Origin of the sequence: Paenibacillus sp. MAHUQ-63 (assembly GCF_028765165.1) — a bacterium.
Classification (GTDB): domain Bacteria; phylum Bacillota; class Bacilli; order Paenibacillales; family NBRC-103111; genus Paenibacillus_E.
The window spans coordinates 900925-920104 of sequence record NZ_JARADB010000001.1; the positions used below are offsets into that span (position 1 = coordinate 900925).

At 39.8% G+C, this 19180-nt stretch carries 17 protein-coding genes and 1 pseudogene; 5 read left to right on the forward strand and 13 right to left on the reverse strand.

The genetic code is table 11. From position 1 onward, the window contains the following. Positions 1-393: 393 nt before the first annotated feature. A complete protein-coding gene (locus PUT07_RS04015) occupies positions 394-693 on the reverse strand; it encodes an ArsR/SmtB family transcription factor (RefSeq protein ID WP_274467451.1) in 300 nt (99 codons plus the stop codon). A 314-nt stretch (positions 694-1007) separates the two neighbouring features. Between PUT07_RS04015 and PUT07_RS04020 the strand changes: the two genes are divergently transcribed. The 3 genes from PUT07_RS04020 to PUT07_RS04030 are packed head-to-tail and all read left to right on the forward strand — an operon-like array spanning position 1008 to position 4660. Beyond that, entirely contained in the window at positions 1008-2417 is a 1410-nt protein-coding gene (locus PUT07_RS04020; protein WP_274466491.1) for a spore germination protein, read from the forward strand. After that, positions 2401-3552, forward strand: a complete 1152-nt coding sequence (locus PUT07_RS04025) for a Ger(x)C family spore germination protein (protein ID WP_274466492.1) — start codon at positions 2401-2403, stop codon at positions 3550-3552. The genes PUT07_RS04020 and PUT07_RS04025 overlap by 17 nt, the downstream gene beginning before the upstream one ends. 13 nt (positions 3553-3565) lie before the next feature. Beyond that, positions 3566-4660 carry a GerAB/ArcD/ProY family transporter gene (locus PUT07_RS04030; protein WP_274466493.1) on the forward strand — a complete coding sequence of 365 codons (1095 nt, stop codon included), beginning with the start codon at positions 3566-3568 and terminating at the stop codon, positions 4658-4660. Between the two features lie 766 nt (positions 4661-5426). Here PUT07_RS04030 and PUT07_RS04035 read toward each other — a convergent pair. From PUT07_RS04035 to PUT07_RS04045, 3 genes are all read right to left on the reverse strand, one after another. After that, on the reverse strand, positions 5427-6713 hold the full coding sequence (locus PUT07_RS04035; protein ID WP_274466494.1) for an IS110 family transposase: 1287 nt from the start codon (positions 6711-6713) through the stop codon (positions 5427-5429). Between the two features lie 341 nt (positions 6714-7054). Continuing rightward, positions 7055-7831, reverse strand: coding sequence for a GNAT family N-acetyltransferase (locus PUT07_RS04040; protein WP_274466495.1), 777 nt, complete (start codon positions 7829-7831; stop codon positions 7055-7057). Between the two features lie 67 nt (positions 7832-7898). Next, a complete protein-coding gene (locus tag PUT07_RS04045) occupies positions 7899-8684 on the reverse strand; it encodes a GNAT family N-acetyltransferase (protein WP_274466496.1) in 786 nt (261 codons plus the stop codon). Positions 8685-8761: 77 nt separating this feature from the next. Here PUT07_RS04045 and PUT07_RS04050 point away from each other — a divergent pair, with 77 nt between their 5' ends. Next, on the forward strand, positions 8762-9310 hold the full coding sequence (locus tag PUT07_RS04050) for a TetR/AcrR family transcriptional regulator (RefSeq protein WP_274466498.1): 549 nt from the start codon (positions 8762-8764) through the stop codon (positions 9308-9310). Between the two features lie 113 nt (positions 9311-9423). Here the strand turns inward: PUT07_RS04050 and PUT07_RS04055 are convergent, their stop codons facing one another. Next, positions 9424-9909: a quercetin 2,3-dioxygenase gene (locus tag PUT07_RS04055; protein WP_274466499.1), complete on the reverse strand. Its 486-nt coding sequence runs from the start codon at positions 9907-9909 to the stop codon at positions 9424-9426. 1008 nt (positions 9910-10917) lie between these two features. On the opposite strand from PUT07_RS04055, the gene PUT07_RS04060 reads away from it, so the two are divergent. Further along, positions 10918-11277: a TetR-like C-terminal domain-containing protein gene (locus PUT07_RS04060; protein ID WP_274466500.1), complete on the forward strand. Its 360-nt coding sequence runs from the start codon at positions 10918-10920 to the stop codon at positions 11275-11277. A gap of 1050 nt (positions 11278-12327) precedes the next feature. Here the strand turns inward: PUT07_RS04060 and PUT07_RS04065 are convergent. From PUT07_RS04065 to PUT07_RS04095, 8 genes and pseudogenes are all read right to left on the reverse strand, one after another. Continuing rightward, positions 12328-12600 carry a hypothetical protein gene (locus PUT07_RS04065; protein WP_274466501.1) on the reverse strand — a complete coding sequence of 91 codons (273 nt, stop codon included), beginning with the start codon at positions 12598-12600 and terminating at the stop codon, positions 12328-12330. Between the two features lie 414 nt (positions 12601-13014). Next, a pseudogene (locus PUT07_RS04070) lies at positions 13015-13428 on the reverse strand (IS110 family transposase); the annotation flags it as partial. Between the two features lie 167 nt (positions 13429-13595). Continuing rightward, the gene (locus PUT07_RS35405) at positions 13596-13721 is read right to left on the reverse strand and encodes a tyrosine-type recombinase/integrase (RefSeq protein ID WP_338000738.1); all 126 of its coding nucleotides are present in this window, start codon (positions 13719-13721) and stop codon (positions 13596-13598) included. Beyond that, the gene (locus tag PUT07_RS04075) at positions 13679-14440 is read right to left on the reverse strand and encodes a tyrosine-type recombinase/integrase (protein ID WP_338000739.1); all 762 of its coding nucleotides are present in this window, start codon (positions 14438-14440) and stop codon (positions 13679-13681) included. Before PUT07_RS04075 ends, PUT07_RS35405 begins: the two co-directional genes overlap by 43 nt. Positions 14441-14535: 95 nt before the next feature. After that, the gene (locus PUT07_RS04080; protein ID WP_338000740.1) at positions 14536-14742 is read right to left on the reverse strand and encodes a helix-turn-helix domain-containing protein; all 207 of its coding nucleotides are present in this window, start codon (positions 14740-14742) and stop codon (positions 14536-14538) included. Between the two features lie 692 nt (positions 14743-15434). Continuing rightward, entirely contained in the window at positions 15435-16418 is a 984-nt protein-coding gene (locus tag PUT07_RS04085; RefSeq protein WP_274466502.1) for an ATP-binding protein, read from the reverse strand. Positions 16419-16434: 16 nt separating this feature from the next. Next, the gene (locus PUT07_RS04090; protein ID WP_274466503.1) at positions 16435-18429 is read right to left on the reverse strand and encodes a hypothetical protein; all 1995 of its coding nucleotides are present in this window, start codon (positions 18427-18429) and stop codon (positions 16435-16437) included. Then, positions 18419-19060: a TnsA endonuclease N-terminal domain-containing protein gene (locus tag PUT07_RS04095; protein ID WP_274466504.1), complete on the reverse strand. Its 642-nt coding sequence runs from the start codon at positions 19058-19060 to the stop codon at positions 18419-18421. The genes PUT07_RS04090 and PUT07_RS04095 overlap by 11 nt, the downstream gene beginning before the upstream one ends. Between the last annotated feature and the right edge of the window lie 120 nt (positions 19061-19180).

Sequence of the window (19180 nt, forward strand, 5' to 3'; positions counted from 1 at the left end):
ATTTAAGTTTTAATTTGAAATCAATATTGCTTAACTTAAGTGGCAGGCTACACCCATTTTCAGGACCTTCCAAATGTGCATGTGCTCGTTAAACGTTGGTTTTACTAATGAAGTGGATCATTTATATTTTCATTTTGAGTAATCAAAATGAGTAGCTAGAAAAGCATACTACGAACGGGTATTCCGGTTACTTTTAAAATAATTAATTTGCTAAAACAAGGATGACAAAATTAACACAAGATCTTCACTTCCTCAAGTTGGTATATTCAAATATAACGAAATATCGATATTTAATACTAAAAAAATTTACAATTCGGAAATTGTCGATATGAATTTTCTTAGAATAACTGAATCCAATAAATGAATTCAGTTTCTTCTTAATTGCTGATTATCCTATTTCTGAAGGAACTGGCCGATATTTTTAATCTCATCTTCATTCCTTCTGTAATAAGTCCATTTCCCTAGGCGTGTAGCGTGGACCAATCCTGCTCTTTGAAGAATAGAGAGATATTGCGAAGCAGTAGATTGATTCATGTTTAATTTTTCAGTGATTTGACTTACACATACCCCCACTGTGATTAAATCAGCCCCTTCCTGGGGTGAAAAATGAGTTGTTGGATCTTTCAGCCATTCTAAAATTTGAATACGCGCTTCATTAGATAGTGCCTTAAAAACTTCAATTTGGTTACCCATGTCGCTATTATACATTACAGTTTTGCGATATGTCAAATTGTTAGTCCAAAAAAGCTTTGCACAATGATCTCGCTGGTTCAATAACACAATTGAATCACATCACCCAAACTCTAAGAGTTTCTCCGGCCGTACTGCCGCGACATGCAATACGTAAGAGCGCTCAGTATGAGACGTTGATTTTCTAAATCTAACGTCCAACATGCTTTATCATGCATAAACTTGATAAATAATGGAAAAATAATCTTGGCAAAGATATGTGAGGTGAATTCAAGCTGGACACACTCGTATCCCAAAATCATGCGGAGAACGAACAAGTGCTACGTCAACTGTTCGATGCTTGTTTCGATATTACGTTTCGCTCCATCCATCCACCTGACGGTCCAAGCATACTGATCATTTATATCGCCGGATTAGTCGACACGGACAAACTTAACAATGAACTCTTTCGACCCGATTCCCTTCAGTGGTGTGGATTATTTACGACTGCTCACATCTCTTCCGTTGCCCCAAGCAGCGAGACGCGGTTCATTCAAGAAGTCTGCAACTTGCTTCTTCAAGGCCAAACAGCGGTATTTGTCGAAGGAAGATCCAGTTGTATTTCGCTGGATTTGAAATCAAAAGATGGTCGCAGCATTGATGAGCCAACATTTGAACAGACGATTCGAGGACCTCGAGAGAGCTTTACGGAACGGATTGAAGTAAATGCATCTCTTATTCGTAAAAGAATTCAATCGACTCGCTTAAAGCTTGAATCCGTCAAGATCGGTTCATTATCGAATACAAGCGTCATTATCGTATACGTGGAAGGTATTGTCCAGGAAAACGTATTGAGTCAGGTGAAGGAACGGGTTAACCGCATTCGAACGGATGCGATTTTAGATTCGGGTTATATCGAAGAAATGATTGAGGATGTATCGTTTACTCCTTTCCCTCAAATCCAACTAACAGAACGCCCGGATATTGTTACGGCAAATATTTTGGAAGGCAAAGTCGCTTTACTTACGGACGGTTCGCCAAATGCATTAATCGTCCCTATGACGTTTTGGTCAACGTTTCAGTCTGCAGATGATTATTATGAACGTTTCATTTTCGCTTCTCTTATAAGGTGGACAAGGCTCATACTCTTCTCCGTCTCACTCTATCTTCCTTCGTTGTTCGTAGCGATTACAACGTTTCATTCACAGCTCATGCCGACGAATTTCCTTTTCAGTATTACGACTGCTCGAGAAGGTGTTCCGTTTCCCAGCGTCATCGAAGCATTATTGATGGAATTCATGTTCGAGGCACTCCGTGAAGCGGGAATTCGTTTGCCCAAGGCGACAGGTTCAGCAGTCAGCATCGTAGGCGCACTTGTCATCGGACAAGCTGCCGTACAAGCAGGAATCGTTTCTGCACCTATGGTAATCGTTGTTTCAATGACCGGCATTGCTTCTTTTGCCATACCACGTTACAACATGAGCATTGCTTTTCGAATCCTTCGATTTCCGATGCTTCTCCTTTCAGGGATGTTCGGACTATATGGAGTCGCAATGGGAACGATGGGGCTTTTAGCTCATTTGGCCCGATTGGAGCCATTCGGCGTTCCATATTTGTCCCCTGTCTCCCCGTTACGTCTCCGGCAATTGGGTGATGTATTCATCAGAGCTCCACGAACGCATACTAGTCGAATGAGATATGGAAAGTCCGTGTTTAGGAGGAAGACTGGTAATGAAGGGGAGCTGTAAAGTTTGTATATTAATACTGACACTTGCTTGTCTATTATGCGGCTGCTGGGATCGAAAAGAGCTGAACGATCAGGTTTTTGATCTTGCAGGCGGGATTGACTTGGACGAAGGTAAGGACAAACGTTACCTAGCTACAGCTCAACTATTTATTCCCTCTAAAAAGGGGGAAGGACAATCATCATCGAAACCGTCTTATTTTCTTGAGACAAGCAGCGGCAGAAATATTTATGAATCGATCGAGTTTATGCAGCGTTACCTTTCCAGGTCAATGACTCGCGGGCATAGACGTAATCTATTCATTGGCGAAAGGCTTGCAAAAAACGGAATATCAGAAATTCTGGACTCTTATACCCACGATCCAGATAGCAGGCTCCGGACAGATATATGGGTAGTCAAAGACGGTACTGCGATGGATATTATGAAAGTCAACTATCCACTAGAGGAACTCCCGGGAATGGCGCCTATCAAAATTCATCAGGCTACCGGAGGTATAGTCGGAAGTTCTTTAGTTGAATATTTAATAACTTCCAAGGGAGAAGGAAGTTCGCCAACGCTTCCTGTCATGCAGAAAATAATCCCCCCTGGCCTAGCTAAGCCAACGATGATGTTCTATGGGCGAGCTATATTCAATCACGACAATCAGTTGGTGGGATACCTAGACAATGGAGAAGCGCACAATAGAGACTGGATCCTTGGATTCGGCAAATATGTAGTTCTCACGACCGAACTTCAGGGTCAATCATCCGGAGTCGTCTTCCAACCGAAAAGAAAAATCCGTATTACAGTCTTGGATTCCAGCAAAATTCGAATTGAGATTACAATTAAAGGACATATCGTCATCAAAGAAAACAATACATCGCTTGTGTTATCTAATTACTCCGATCTAATGAAACTTCAAAAATCATTCAATCAGGAGATCAGCAAGCAGATGCTTCAGCTCATCGATAAGGTGCAGAAAACGTTTAAGTTAGACGTCCTCGGCATCGGAGAAACGTTATATCGACAACATCCAAACTATTGGATCCAACACAGAAAGGATTGGGATACGATCTTCGTTAATTCTGAATTCGTCGTTCGAACTAATTTGGAAATCAAACAACTCGGACAACAAAATTCTTCGATTCAATTCAAATGAAAGTTGGGATTACATGAAACTGTCTTTGAATCAGCTGTTCTGGCTGCTCGTAACGATGGAAATTGGCATGACTGCATTACTAGCTATCGGAGATGCCTTTAATGAAAGCGGGCAAGTGGCATGGCTATCGGTGTTTTTGGCCCTCTTGGCGAGCCTTGTCATAACCTACATTTCCGTTAAATTGAGTTTATTGTATCCCGGAAAAACGTTCGATGAATTCGTATCCGATATTATCGGTAAGTTGCTCGGTAAAGTTCTTTTCGTATTGTATCTTGCGATTTGGTATGCCGTTGGGGGTATTATTCTTCGGGAGTACGCGGATTTCGTGTTTATGACGCTATTCTCCAAAACACCGATTTGGGTCATTATGATTATGATGGTCGTGATGATGCTCTACACCGTTAATGGCGGCATCCAAACCTTGGGACGTTGCAGTGAGATCATCGGCCCCTTCATCGTAGGAACCATTATTTTAATAACTATATTTTTAACAAAGGATTTCAAGCCATATAGACTTTTACCATTAATCCCTTTGAATGGTTTCATCTCATTAGTGAAAGGAAGCCTTGGAACGTTATCTTTCCTTGGTGAGTCGATCGCAGTATTAATGCTAGTTGGATTTCTGCCTATACAGCGAAAAGCAACCGTTACAGCAATTGGCGGGGTTGCATTAGCAGGCATATTGCTTGTCGTAATGGCAGCGAGTACATGTATGATTATTGGTCCCGTACTTCCAACTTATTTTATCTACCCCGTTTATTCAATATGCCAATATGTATCCGTTATGGAATTCATTCAAAATATTGACGTGCTCGCGGTGAACGTCTTAATCTTTAGCATCTTCATTAAGCTATCCATGTACTTGTTCATGACCAGTTACGGTACAGCTAAATTATTTGGAATTATAAAGTGGAGAAAAATGACAGGAATTGCTGCTGTTATTTTATTTCTTATTGCAATTTCTCCAAATAACATTGTGGTATCGCAAATGTCATTCCCCATTTTTTGGAAAAATATAGTTCTTCCGATCTTCATCGCCGGGTTACCGCTTTTTCTGCTTATTATCGCCATACTGAAGCAGAGAATAAGAAAAGTTAACCTCAGGTAATGTCAATAACACCTTATTAAAGCTCAGGGAGTACTAACGATTGAATGAGCTTATAGTAAATCATAGAAACATCTTAAAAATGCCCGATGATGTTCTCATTGCATACGGGTCTTCCTAGTCACTATGATCAAAGCTATTGTGTCCCGTTAGCGTAGCGAACTACTTAAAGGCACATTCATTGCGGAGCCTTTGTACGAAGCAGCTTTAATCCTAATCCGATAAAAATTATCCCTGTAATTTTATGACTTAAAAGCACATTTTTTTGATATGTCATTCCATTATTCTGTCCTTTAGCTTAACACGACCAGGGAGCAGTTGCCGCGTGGCGTTCTGCTCCCTAGTCATTACGCTATCGTTCCTCGTCCCTCGGTTTTAAGGGTTTATCTCCCTCGGTTTTAAGGGTTTATCTCACATATACTCACTCGTTCGCAGAATTTCATCACCTTAAATCAAATAAATTTTAGGATAGAGAACAGATGGACCCGGTTGAGGGGGCGGGCAGCGCATGCGGAAATAGAGGACTATTAGGAAATATTCCCCAATTAGTTTCTACTGCACACATACTCCACGAATCCCTTGGCGTTCACCCTCCCATAACTCAACGGGTCATTGCCCTTACAATCCTTCGTTATACTTGTCCAAGGTGTGGAGACCGATCGCGTTTAGCGGATGGGTCTTAGCCCTTAAGAGGAACGAACTCGGTTCTCCGTGCTTTCTTTGTGAAATCCCGCGAACGAGTCAATATACGTGATGTATCTTCAAAAACTTAAGCTGCTTCAGTCCAGTTCAAAACAGTTTTTTCTGGTGTGAACTTTTCTCCCCGTTGAACAATACCAACTAAGATTCTTGCTAGTTTCCCAATTAACTTAAAGATGGACTGCTGCTTTTTCATCTTCTTTTCCTGCAAATTATGTTCATGCAGATGGCGAAAAACGGGATTATTCCAAACGAGTTGAACCGTCGCGAGATAGAGATATTTTCGCAAGGCGGAGTCTCCTCGTTTCGAAAGAACAATTTGTCCCTTGCGCTTCCCGGACGTGCTTTGGGCCAAATTAAGACCAGCCTTCCGTAAAACCTGGCGTCCGTGTGCGTATTGCCTTAGATCCCCTGTACCAGCTAAAATGGCCGCAGTGAAGATCTTCCCGAGTCCTTTTATGCTGCGAAGTTGCTGAGCCATTGGAATCTCCGAAAGCAGCGCTTCGATATCCTTTTCGATCTGTTCTAGCATGGAGGTCACTCGCTCATGTTCTTCAATGAGCCGTTTTAAATCTGCTTTCGCTTCTTCAACAGCAACTCGTTCTACAACACTTCGCTTAGCTTGTGCGATCAGTTGCGCGGCCTTCTCGATCCCCGTAGTCCCTCCAGCACGCTGCATATGGACTCGCCAAGCGCTAATGATATCCGGTACTGTATACTTCTCAAGATCTTGTGGACAAGGGAAGGTCTTGAGAGTCGCCAATGAGCGCTTACAGGTCCAGTCTTTAAATACAGACGTATACTCCGGGAAACGAATGTCTAACCAGCGGACGATTCGATTCTGCAGCCTCACACTATTCGTCACCCAAAATTCTCGGTCACTCATCATGGTCCGCAAGCGTTGGAACACAAGTGACTGACGGGTATACTCGTAGTAGAAGCCTCGGCTGACAGAATCTGCGATGGTAAGCGCATCTTTGGGGTCATTCTTTGACGGGCTATTATCCCGGTTTTCTTTATTTCTCTTCGTGGTGGCTGGATTAACCATAACCACATGTACACCATTATCTAATAACCAGTTGGCCAGATTAAACCAGTAATGCCCGGTCGGTTCCATGCCAATAATGAGCTTTTTCAACTGATGTTTCTGCTGTAATTCACTCATCCAACGGTTAAGTTTTTCAAACCCTTCAATGCTATTGGAAAATGAGAGATGACGTTTCGAAACCACTATTCCGCGGAAGTTTGTAGCTTGCGCGACATGTGTTTCTTTCGCCATATCGATTCCTACAACAAGATGCGAGGTGGTAATTTGTTCGACCCGTTGATTTTGTGTATCTATTTGCTTAAACTTCATAGTAAGAGCGCCTCCCTGATGTGTTGTCGACAAACCCATCATACCGAGGCGCTCCCTTTTTTACAAAGCTCATTTCTTAAGCTCTACAGGATTGTTTAGGTTAATCAGTTGTTGGTTAACTTATTTTTCTAAACGATTCGCCGATTGAAGTTGTAGATACTAGCAACTATAAGGCCAATTCCTGAGATTACCCAACATATGAAAAATGGAGCTGGACTATAGGGTTCAAGAGCTTCCTCAAAAGTTGGCTGGAATTTTATAGAGGTTATCTAAATGTGCACTTGCGCAACAATCCTTAAGAAACATGCGACTCCAAGGCAGAAGGCAGAGAAATATACGGTCTATGCGGAATAGAAGTCTATAATAAGTTCTTCTTTAAAACCTAGTTTGTTATAAATGCTCTTTCCCATCGCATTCGCCTGCAATATCACTTGCTTCACCCCTACTGTTTGCATGTCGCACAGGGCACGGGAAACAAGGGCACTGCCGATTCCTCTGGAACGGAATGCTTTTAACGTGGCAACGGTATAGATCCCCTTAACGTCGCCTTCTCCATAAGTCATTAATGTTCCTACAGCTGTATCGTCTAAATAGGCAACATAATATTCTGCTTTGCCGTCTGGATCGTCAGCAAAAATTCGAACGACGGATGCTTCAAGTTCCTCGCTTAGCCCATATTCAGCAATGAAGGTTTGACGGAACAAATCGAATTCCTGTTCGTTATGGATCGTATGAATCTTCAGCCCGGGCACTTCCTCAATCTGAAACTTACCATTTTCCAGAGATAGCGACATGCCAGCCAACATACCGGTATGAACATATCCGTTAGATTTCAACGCTTCAATGACAGCAGGATCCAAATCATGAGAGTATGTGTACCAGAGGCACTTCATGCCTCGTTCATGATAAGATTCCGTAATCGCCATAATTTCCGCGACAACATCTGTTTGATCAGATTTTTTATAGTCAAAGACAACGTTGAACAAGGAGAATGGCACATCGGATTCCATACGAGTGATTGTTGGAGCCCGTTTGAACCAAGTAAGCGGGTTGTTTGTACTAAAATAATCAAAAGTAGACAACAAATTCGTTCGAATAGCGTTTGGATCTGCAGCCATTGGTTCTATCCCCTTAATATTACGTGTTTGAAGCAAATCTACACAGACAACTCCCCACGAACCCGCTTTAGCTGGAGAAAATATTGAAGGTCAGTTCTTCTTTAAATCCAACTTTGGGGTAAACACTTCGGCCCATTGGGGTTGCATGAATAACGGCCAATTTCACATCTTTTTGCTGCACAATACGCAATACGCGAGCAAGCACAGTTCGGGCTATTCCTCTCAAACGATAAGCTTCTAATGTTGCAATACTATAAAAGCCTGCGACATCACCCTCGGTAAAGGTCGTAAGCGTAGTTACTGGTACTCCATCCATATAAGCAAGATAATGTTGAACCGTAGTCGTATCTTGATTGGGGCCATCCACAAACACTTTGCAAAAAATATCGGCCATTGGCTCTGGAACGTTATATCCTGCCAGCATTACCTTTCGGAACTCTTCAATCTCTTGTGGTTCGCGTATAGCTCGGACTTCCAAGCCCGGCATTTCCGGCAAATCCGAACGCCATCCTTCCAGAGAGAGCCCCATGCCCGAAATGACGCCAATCTGATTAAAATTATTAACCGCAAGCGCTTGGTTAATGACTTCGTCCTGCTCGTGCGAGGTGGTCAACCATGCCAATTTATGTCCACGATTATGGTAAAGGGACTTGATGGACTCCATCTCATCCGCGGGATTGATCTCCTCAGATCGCTTGTACGTAAAAACGCTATTGAACAGTCCATATGGGATTTCGGACTCAAATCGTTGCGTGCGATCCGTCTCCACGAATGTGAATACCTGGCTAAGCTGACTCAATTTCTCGTAAGCGCGGATCATATTTTCAAGAATAAGATTCTGAATCGTTGACAATTAGATCTCCTCCAGCTTTCTACTTTCAAATTGGGTAAGTACTTGACTCTTATACACCTGTGAGCAATAATTACTACATGGAAAACAGAAAATCGCAAATCATAGATCTTGCATCATCACTCATTCGAAAAAAGGGTTATTCAACTTTTTCTATTGATGAAATTTCAAAACATTTTGGCGTTACAAAAGCAAGTATTTTCTATCATTTCGAGAAAAAGGAAGACCTCGGCCTTGCCGTATTGGATCAACTTTATCAAGGATTGGTCAATTTTAAGTCTGTTATTCAACTTTCATCGCAGTCGGTTGAAGAGAAGCTAATTCAATATTGTGCGTACAATTCCAAACAGTTTGTAGAGTATGACATTTGTCCGACCTCTTCCTTACAGTCTGATTATGAAATGCTACCAGAATCGATGAGACAAAAACTGCAAGAGATAGGTCAGTTTGAACTTTCGATCATCGATGAAATAGTTGCTGAAGGATTAGATGATCCTGCAATTAATACGCGTGCCTTGGCGATCACTATCTTATCTGTCATCAAGGGAGCACTGCAGTACAACCGCGCAATGCGTGACAATTTCATTCCAGATATCATGTATGGAATTAATCGTCTTTTAAAAAAATAGCAAGAGCATATAATCAAATCAATTGGCACACTATTTAAAAATCATCGGCCTGTAGGCTATTGTTCCCACTAAGGAAACCACTAGCCTCACAGGCTGATTACATTTTTATTTAATTAAAGACCGGGATAAGTAATATGATACTTTTTGGAAACTGATAACAGATGTTGCATAGCCTCAGGAGTAGGTGGCTCTACATGAGCCTCCATCCCTTCTACATAAGGGACGCCTAGTTCCTTCACAAAAGAATCAAATCCTGCAGGGTACGCGGTCACCAGAAACTTAGCTGTGTCTGATTTTACTTTGAATGTATGTGGAATGCCGCGTGGTGCGAACACATATTCTCCACTTTTCACGGAAATAGTCTCCGTACCTAGCGTCATCTCTATTTCACCATCCAGAATATAAAAAGATTCATCTTCTTTTTGATGCAAATGCAGGGGAGGTCCATCATCTTTCTTGACGGCACAATGCACGACGCAAAACTCTCCATTCGTATCATCACCGCTTACCAATATTGAATTTACGTCACTAAGAAATAGGAATGTATTCTCTTTATTATTATTTCTGTACATCACATCTGCTTTGCTTTGATTACTCATCTTTAACAATCTCCTTCTTGGTGAGAATTCTTGATGAATCGTACTTACTGACCGGCCGGTAAGCTTATTATAGTTACATCCTAAATCCATTTCAATCATTCTGACACTAATAATATAAAATCTTAATAATTATACTACCTCCACCACTATCCATTCGACAATGGTACGCTTCACCTATATATAACTCAAAGTGTTTTGATTTATTCGACTTTACCGACTGGTCACTCATTACATCCCAATCAATGTTAAAGGTTATTACGCTTGTGTTATTATACTGCCTCATAGATGTAACTCTAGAGGCTGGTGTCTAGAATGTTGGGAGATTTGTGTCACACGACTACAATGTAGAAAATAAAAGCTTGATTTCTCAAGCTTTTTCGTTCTGACATTGGACATAGATTTAGGTGAAGATTATTTTGATAAGCAAAAGCTCGGGATCTATTGTAAGGAATTCAGTTCGAAGACTTAAAACCTTAGGCTACAACGTAACAATTTCTGAAGTCTCCTGATCTGTGGATTACGATGATACTACACGCTGCAGTTTTTTAAAAGAGACTGAGCCGCGTCATATTTAGTGATGTCTCTTTCTTCGACTGCCAGCTTTCTAATTTTCATGGTAGTTTAAGATCCATCGGAACTCCTCCTCATTATTGTGAGTGATCTAATGCCCTTTAAATTTCATGTCGATGTATTGTTGTACATCTGTTTGTTAATTATATAAGTTAACAAAATCTCTTCAATGGCCAAACTAAGGTGTTCGGTGCATTAACGCACAAACCGTTTGATATTGTGTGATAGGATATCGGAGGTCAGGGTGAATAAAGCCGATAAAAGAAAACTTAAGTCCGCAGGAAGCCATAAAAACCGCACTTCTTACGTTAATGTCGCAAAAAAAGTTCGACCAAATCACGATGCAGGATATTTCCGTCAAGCAAACGTCGGCCGAAGAACGATTTATCTTCATTACGTGATAAATTTGAACTGTTGGATCAGGTCGTTACAGAACATATGAACGTGCTAAGAACTATTTGCGAATCCGCATTCGATATGAGCTTTGCGGATAGATGTCTTATTTGGTTCGATTATTTCGAGCGCAATTACGCTTTTTTTTCAACGATGCTTAAAAGCAAAGAAGTGAATTCCTATCGCATCCGATTTCTTGAATATGTGAAAGAACGATTATTGCTTTGCGTTAATGTATCGAGAGGGATCAATGAAGGGTTAAACAAGGAAGTATTAATCTATTTTCTTGGAACAGCTATCGTAGGGCTCGTCGAATCGTGGTTTACCGAGGAATTGAAAGAATCGGTTGAGCTTGTGGCCAAACAAATGGGAGTATTGTTAGATCGGAACCTTGAATTGGATTAAAAGGGGCAGCTGCCTTCCGCGGCTTATTTTGATAATTTTGGTGTTCTCCAATAGTGCACAAATTTTTTTTCGTTTAACTATATTCTTCGAAAATTTTGGTTAAAATTATATTGCTCTCCTATTATTATTTAAAAGGAATATTTTATGAACTCATTCTGGTCACATACCTTTTGGTATTTATTATTAGGCGTAGCAACCTTAATTCAAGTCATATATACTCTGTATCATTCGGAGAATCGCTTCCGTACATTTGCTTTCTATTTATCACTTGTGGGGTTTCCACTATATTTTGAAACATTTATCATGATTTTTTTGAATGCTTATGAATATTCTCCAAAAATTATACAAAATCCAAAACTTGATCCCTTCAATGATGTGTTAGCTGGGAATCTATTCTCGCAATTTGGAGTGGCATCATCTTCACTGCTATTGACTGTTCGTCGAAAACCATTTTACTGGTATGTGGTTATCTCATTTATTTACTCTATGGTAGAGGTACTATTTGTGTTTTTAGATATATATCGTCATTATTGGTGGAGAACATGGATGACATTCATAGCGCTGTTACTTTTTTTCGCCATTTCGAAATGGATGTATTCTCATTTAGTTCGTGGTGTCAGGTCATCATACTTTAAAATCTATATGATATTGGGTATGTTCCCAATCTGTACAATTCTGTTTCTTTGGGGTGTTCTCGATTTGTTTGGGTATATGCAATTTACGACAACTTTGTTCCCTAGCCAACCTAGAATAAGTCGTTACGGTCTATACCAAGTCTTTACTTTGGTAAGCTATTTACTTGTGATATGGGGATTCTTTCGAAAACATTGGATTTGGAGAATAGTATCCATAACTTTAGTGGGTACTTTGATATACTTCGGTTACAGAGGTCATCTTCTTATCTTCCGGGAAGGATATTTTGTGCCAATTGGAATTTCAATGATCTTTTGGATGTATTTCTCCGTTTGGTTCTTAGACACATTGTACGGGAGACGACAACAAAAACTGTAAGTAAATCCCTTTAATATATAATTTCCAATTGCACTTATTTCAAAAGTTTAAAAATATTTTCAAAGGTAGTTCTATCTTTATAACCGAGTTATTTAACTCGATTAAAGACAGCTGCTTTGAACCCTTCACAACCTGGAAATCAGTGCTTCCGGATTGTACCTTGATATTTCTTACTCCTTCACCTTCAACCGTCTGATTCTGCTCAACCTTCACACCTCCAGGACCGAAAATGTTACCAATACTAAACGTCCCTCCTATTCCAATCAATCCGATCACCAGCAAAATGAAAGCGACTATAATCCAATTTCTCATTATCTTTTCTCCCTTACATAAAGTAAAAAAGAATGCACCAAAATACAAAACCACACAATAAGGAGCCAACTACATACTATCATTGCTGGAGTAATCGCGGTAATGGAATATCCTTGATGGGTCTGTACAAACATACAACCTATTGCTGATAGCCATAACCAAGCCGCCGTATGGACTACAAGAATCCTTACAGCAAAAGTACAAGCTAATTTTTCAAATCCCAGCGATTTGGCAATAGCTACTGACGAACTATTGGACATTAAGTTTGATAATGCATCGTGAAACCATCTTCTAACCCTTTTCTAGTTAAAGCACTTACAACTGCTTTTGACGTGTCCTTTACCTCGATAATCTGGGTGACTTATAATACCTAAGCTAAGAAAACCAGATTCCTCTACTCCAAGAACCTACTGCTATGGCGTATCTACCATCTTTGGCAAGCTGTGCGATGACCTTGGTATCTTTGACGTTGTTCTTGGTCGGTGAATTGTCGTCTAATTCTTTGCTTTTCTTCACGTGCAGCGGATTAACTACGCCACATAGTACTTGTTGTTCGCCCAGGTAATACGCCAGATTTAGCCAGTAATGTCCGGTGGGTTCCATGCCAACAATGGCGTCCTTGAACCCTTGCTCCGTCGCAATCTTCCGGAACCATCTAACAAACAATTCAAAGCCTTCTCGGTTATTCTCAAACGTAATTGGCCTCCCGAGCTCGACTCCGCGGTAGTCTTGGGCCCTTGCCACATGTTTGAATTTTGCGATATCGACTCCGACAATTAAGGTAGAAGAAGTGATTTGATTAATGCGTTCATTTTGAGTAGAATTCATCTTGTAGTCTCCTTGGTTTTGTTTTTGGATCTGACGCTGGCCAGCATCTGGGATCCATAAACATCATACCAAGGAGTCTTTTTATTTCTCAAACCTCATATTTCTTCATAATAGGAATGCTGCCCGTTAGTTGATCCAAACCATCATTACTGAAGGGCAGAGAAATTCTAAAAGAACCGACGATAAAGTTCCCTTCGGCGCTCACCGCGAAGCTGGGCATATATTTGAGTGGTTGATGCTTTCTCATGCCCTAGCATGCCTTGAATAAAATCCAAAGGAGCTCCATTGTCCAATAACTGGCACGCATAGGTATGGCGAAATCTATGAGGGTACACGTTGGCTGCGACTTCCCCCGATCTGCAATCCGTTTTAATGACCACCTGATCGTAGGAATGGCCATTCGGCGAGTTGGATGAGTATCGGTAACAAACAAAGCTTTGCAGGAGTCCTTGCGACTTGCCAGATACTTTTTCAGCCAGACCTTGCACTCAGTAGTGAAATAAACTTCTCTTTGCTTAGATCCCTTACCATTAACGATTGCAGAGCAATTCTCCCAGTTCAAATCTTCAATGTTTATCTTTTGTACTTCTCCAACTCGACAACCGGTAGTATATAGGAACTCAAGAAGAGCACGTTCCCGCATGGATAGACAAGAGATCTTTAAGTGGATCACATCTTCCTCAATTAAATACTTAGGAATACGCTTCTCCAGCTTAGGTTCTCTTAGTTTTAGAGATGGGTTTGATGTTAGGTAGGTCTCTTCATATGCAAAGCGAAACAAGGATCTAACAAAGCGGATACGATGCCCTAAACTGCTTGGTTTCAGTCGATCCGACTGTTTCGATAAGTATTCCTTTAACAGCTGTAGGGTAACATCTGAAATATGAATATCGCCAATTTCATTAACCAGCATTTTTAGCTGGAGGGCGTATGCTTTTAGTGTATTTGTACTGAATCCCTGGATCCGCTTATCGGCTTCATATAGCTTCCACAATTGACTTATATTCATCATAATAAAACCTCCCATTAGTCCTATTAAATCTAGGGTTTCTTCTAATGAGAGGTTTTAATCTGTTGCTTTGAACTAAGTTTCTCAATTTACTACCATTAATCAATCCGAACAACATCCTCCAAATCCTTCCCCAACAAGTCACTCAATTTCTTTGCAGTCGCCGGCCCCACTGACTTCAATGATCTTTCTAGCAAGCTGATATAGGAATGTCTTAAACCCGAGTGTTTTGCCAGCTCCCTCTGGGAGAACCCTTTGATTATTCTAGCCTTCACAAACGAATCGGTCTTAGCCATGATCCTCATATCACTGCTCCCCACCACCCTTTTACAATTTACTTATAAAGATCCCTTATATATCTTTTTTGAAATTGGACTTTTAATTACTTCATTGGACTCAAACCTTTAAAAAAAACTAAAAATCTGAGCAATTTAGTATTAAAATTCAATATTCACCCTCGATTTGACCACAAAAAGCACGCATTTACAAAAGTTAACAACGACTAACGAACTTTATTTTCCATTAACGAATTCTATTTTCCACTAACGATCTTTATTTTCCCGGATCAATTAACAAACTCTATTTTCTCACTTGATCATCAATTATTATCTCGATTTTTTCTCGATTTCTTTGCAACATACATCCTTAATTTATTGGTATCTTCTATTACTGTCCGCCGAATAATTACGAAGGAAGATACTCCCTGCGTTTTTTCGATTTGCTCTCGTAGATATACTGCTTTAGCCATAACGTACATCCTGCCCATGGCCCTCTCTCCCTCCCTGTTATATGTATTAGTTTTAGTTAGGATACCGATGTAGCCCCTGTTCGTAAAGTCAAAAAAACTATATTGAAGAAAGATGGAGACTGCTTGAAGCGTAACGCTTAACTGCTAATGCTAATAAACCTGGATCGCTGCTTCTCTTTTTAAATACTCCAATAACAAAGTAAGACAACCAATCATTTAGGAACGGTTGCCTTTTTATTTCGGTTGCGATTAGCTTTTTTGAACAATAAAAGAAACTTCTGAATCTATGTAGCCGGATCTCCTAACACATCCAATCCAGGTATCAAGATCAATCCAATATTTTTTCTCTTTTGACTCCGCTCCATATTTTACGAGAGCATGCTTTATCGTATTCGTAAGATCCTGCATCCCTATTTCCATTTTTCCACCTAAACCATTTTCTTGCCTAACAGTAGCAAATGCTTCAAATAAAGTTGATGCACATTTCTCAAGCCTTTCTCCCGCAGCGTATGCTTCAGGATAATAATATCTAGTAAATGACCATCCACTTCCTTCGGGATATTCAAGATTATCATAACCTTTTAAACACACACTTATATCATTCACACTTTTTGCCCCAAACAACTGATGCTCCCTAGACATAAATCTACCGACGATATGCAAAGCTCCTTCTGCGGCATAAAGATTTTTATTTCCCTTAAGTTGAGGTTGACCTACCAGTATTACAATTAATTTGACATTATGTTCGTTTAAGTAATTGTATACATCAATAAGCCATTTGTAGTGAGCCTCTAGAAGTGCTTGTGCTTCATCAATAAACATAACTACTTGTTTAAACCTTGAACTCTCGCCTTTATCATGTAAAAACTGAGCTAATCTATCAAACTTATGATTTTTCTTACCAGCATACGGAAACAGATGACCCGTCCACAGTAATAACAACTCATAGAATACTTCTTCATTCGCAGTGAACTTGTGTTTGGCTGGTATAAAAAAAATAGGTAACTCATCGTTATATTGCTCCTTAAGCTTATCACGAACATATTTAATAGCTTCTGTCTTTCCTCGTCTTTGAAAGCCATAAATAATTCCACCAGGAGCGCGATCTTCTATCCATTCAGCTACTTTAGTATATAGTTTCCTTATTTCATTAGTTGGTACCAAATACTTATCTTGTACTAGCTTATGCATGCCAGAAGGTATGACTGGCCTATCGTTATACTCCGTACTCACGATTTAACACCCTTTCCTAAAATGATATCGGTTTAAAAAATTCATCCCAACTATCATCATGTTCATCGATAGTAACTTCTTCTTTCTTAAATACAAAAGTATTACTGAATGCAGATTCATCTTGATAACTTCTAGTTTCGGGAACTTCGGGTGCCACTTCCTCTTCTTCTACATCAACAGCTGCCTCTTGTACCATATTTTCCATATGCTTCTGATACCTATCTATATGGGCTAACCAATTTTTATCACCTTTATTTTTACTCGTACTAAGATGTGCTCTGAGAGCTTGGACATAATCATTACTAGCCAAGAAGAACGCCCTCTTTTCACTTCGTAGAAATTTATTAATATATCTCCTTGTTTCTAAACTATGGGGAGTTTTAACCCACTTACCGGATACACGTAACTGACCAAGTTCGCTTCCATTTTCTAAGAAAGCCCTGACATAGCGTATATCCATAATATTTATATAAATCGTTAGCTTCTTTCCTATTAAACTCGCATGCTGAGATAAAATCTCATTTCTGTATTGCGCACCCTCAAAGTTAATGTAAGGCCTCTTTCCTTTGAGCAAGTTACCTTGCACAGTGACAGTCTGACTAATGACTAAAAGACCCAGTTCTTGACGTCGATGCTCAGGCAGAACTCTTGGCAGGAATCCTCTTCCAATTTTGTCTTTCATTGCCTTAATAGGACTTAATCCTGAGTTACCACTATGTGGTTCAACATTATATTGGGCTAACATAGCCTCTGTTAATTCCTCTAGATGCTCAATACTAATTTCTGAAGCCAATGCCTTTTCTTCAGCATTTTTACGCTTAGGATCGCTTGGATTACTTCCTGTAGTAGAAGGAAGTAAGTGATATCCATTCACTTCAAGGATACGAAAAAATCTCTCTATATAAGATCTTCGTAATGGAGACTTTACTGGACCTGCATTTATAAAACACCCGATTGTTTTGGTCAATTTATCCTTTACATTTATAGCTAAATTTGCCTTCGCATTATCCATCCAGAATTCTCTCCATACTGCCCACTGGGTCTCAGGAATAGATATTGAAGGGAAAGATCCTTCTTTTGGATACTGAAGCCCATTTATTGTGAATATCTTTGGTGCATGCGGATAAATTGCATTTTGAATACACTGTAGGACATCCATCTGAGAATATTCTGGCTTCACGCATAACAAGTGACCTAGGACTGCACTTGTTGGGACTTCTAGAATTGCAAGCAGCCAAATCCTTTTTAACACTTTCTTCACATGGTTGCCATTAGGGTCCGTATATCGAATCGTCACTATTAAATCAATTTTATGTGCATCGAACATAACTCGTGAGAAAGGCCTAAAATTGATTGTGTAATTCTTCTCACCTTTACCCACAGTTCTTGCCATCATAGCAGCAACTTCACCATAAATGTGCTCATTTCCAAAATGTCGTTCTTTTAACTTTTTTACATATCTCTCTAACGATCTCCTTCCCTGATCTTCTGTATTTAGAGGATATTCACTTGCAGATATCCCCAGTTCCTTACACTCATCAATAAAATGTTTATGTAGATATTTCACGGAGTAAGTGAAACTTGCTGAGTTCTTTTTTTTCGCTAACGCCTTTTCAGCGATCCAATCCCGCAATTCAATATATTTTTCAAGTAATAGCTCGAATGCACCAGCGTAATTAGAGGCTTTTATTTTGGGAAGCTTTTTCCTTTCATAGTCTTTCAAATGAAGACCTGGGACGAGTGCTCTAAAACCCAGAGTCTCTCCGAATTGATTACTCCTAAAACAACGTTCCACGTATCTCGTTATCTCTTTTTTTTCAATTCCTGTAACTTCGGAAATTTCAGAGATGGTTCCATGATCTTGAAGGTACAATTCAACAGCCCGTTTTCTGTTTTGATATTTCTCCGCTGCAACTTCATCTAATGCATTTATGTCTACAATTGGCCAGTTGGATAATTCGAGCATGTCTTGGCTTACCCCCAGCTTCTCAACCAAGTTTTTACGCCTCATCGATCCACACCTCCGTCTCCAGACCAAAATATTCTTTATCAATATTCGCTTTAATTTCACCGGTACATATCAAACATGCAATTGCTTCATATAGACGCGGTAAATTTAGGTTTAGTAATTGAGGTAATTCCTTTACTGCTTTTTTTCCACCCTTGAGCTGTGAAATCACTTTATGGCGATCAATTTCAACTATAGTGTCGTTATTCTGTAAGTATGGAATTATATCTTTCAAATTTTCTAAATAGATTTCGTTGCTTCGTATATCTTTCTCAGTACGCACCTGATGCTCTTTACCGTGCAATTCACACCAACGTTTTTGCAACCCGATTTGTTTGACTACTTTTTCATCCTCTAGATCTTTTTCATATTTAATTTCAATATAGATCTCTTTGCCATCTTTTTTCTTAATCCACAAATCAAATATTGAGGATCCATCCTCACCTTCAATTTCAGCTTTATCAGGCTGTTCACAAAAAGCTTCAATAGTTGGATCAGCCTCAACCATTACCCAGTGGTCATATTCAAGATCACTGAATAAATTTACTTCCCTTTCTATTCGGGTGCTGTAGACGATCCAATGATTATTACCGTAACGTCCACTTCGTGATTTAATTAAGGGCGTTGTATACACTTCTAATCACCTCTATTGTTTTTAGTAGTTATTATTGCCTAAGAAAGGCACTTATAAACTGTAATAAGGTGATTTTTTTGTCGTTGGTGCATTATAACGGGATTCTCATGTTCATGAAAA

What these genes read in the sequence shown, in the direction of transcription:
- PUT07_RS04040 (WP_274466495.1), bottom strand. Translation starts at nt 7,831, where the DNA reads ATGGCTGCAGATCCAAACGCTATTCGAACGAATTTGTTGTCTACTTTT.
- PUT07_RS04060 (WP_274466500.1), top strand. Translation starts at nt 10,918, where the DNA reads ATGAACGTGCTAAGAACTATTTGCGAATCCGCATTCGATATGAGCTTT.
- PUT07_RS04075 (WP_338000739.1), bottom strand. Translation starts at nt 14,440, where the DNA reads ATGATGAATATAAGTCAATTGTGGAAGCTATATGAAGCCGATAAGCGG.
- PUT07_RS04055 (WP_274466499.1), bottom strand. Translation starts at nt 9,909, where the DNA reads ATGAGTAATCAAAGCAAAGCAGATGTGATGTACAGAAATAATAATAAA.
- PUT07_RS04025 (WP_274466492.1), top strand. Translation starts at nt 2,401, where the DNA reads ATGAAGGGGAGCTGTAAAGTTTGTATATTAATACTGACACTTGCTTGT.
- PUT07_RS04030 (WP_274466493.1), top strand. Translation starts at nt 3,566, where the DNA reads ATGAAACTGTCTTTGAATCAGCTGTTCTGGCTGCTCGTAACGATGGAA.
- PUT07_RS04080 (WP_338000740.1), bottom strand. Translation starts at nt 14,742, where the DNA reads ATGAGGATCATGGCTAAGACCGATTCGTTTGTGAAGGCTAGAATAATC.
- PUT07_RS04065 (WP_274466501.1), bottom strand. Translation starts at nt 12,600, where the DNA reads ATGAGAAATTGGATTATAGTCGCTTTCATTTTGCTGGTGATCGGATTG.
- PUT07_RS04035 (WP_274466494.1), bottom strand. Translation starts at nt 6,713, where the DNA reads ATGAAGTTTAAGCAAATAGATACACAAAATCAACGGGTCGAACAAATT.
- PUT07_RS04015 (WP_274467451.1), bottom strand. Translation starts at nt 693, where the DNA reads ATGGGTAACCAAATTGAAGTTTTTAAGGCACTATCTAATGAAGCGCGT.
- PUT07_RS04090 (WP_274466503.1), bottom strand. Translation starts at nt 18,429, where the DNA reads ATGAGGCGTAAAAACTTGGTTGAGAAGCTGGGGGTAAGCCAAGACATG.
- PUT07_RS04050 (WP_274466498.1), top strand. Translation starts at nt 8,762, where the DNA reads ATGGAAAACAGAAAATCGCAAATCATAGATCTTGCATCATCACTCATT.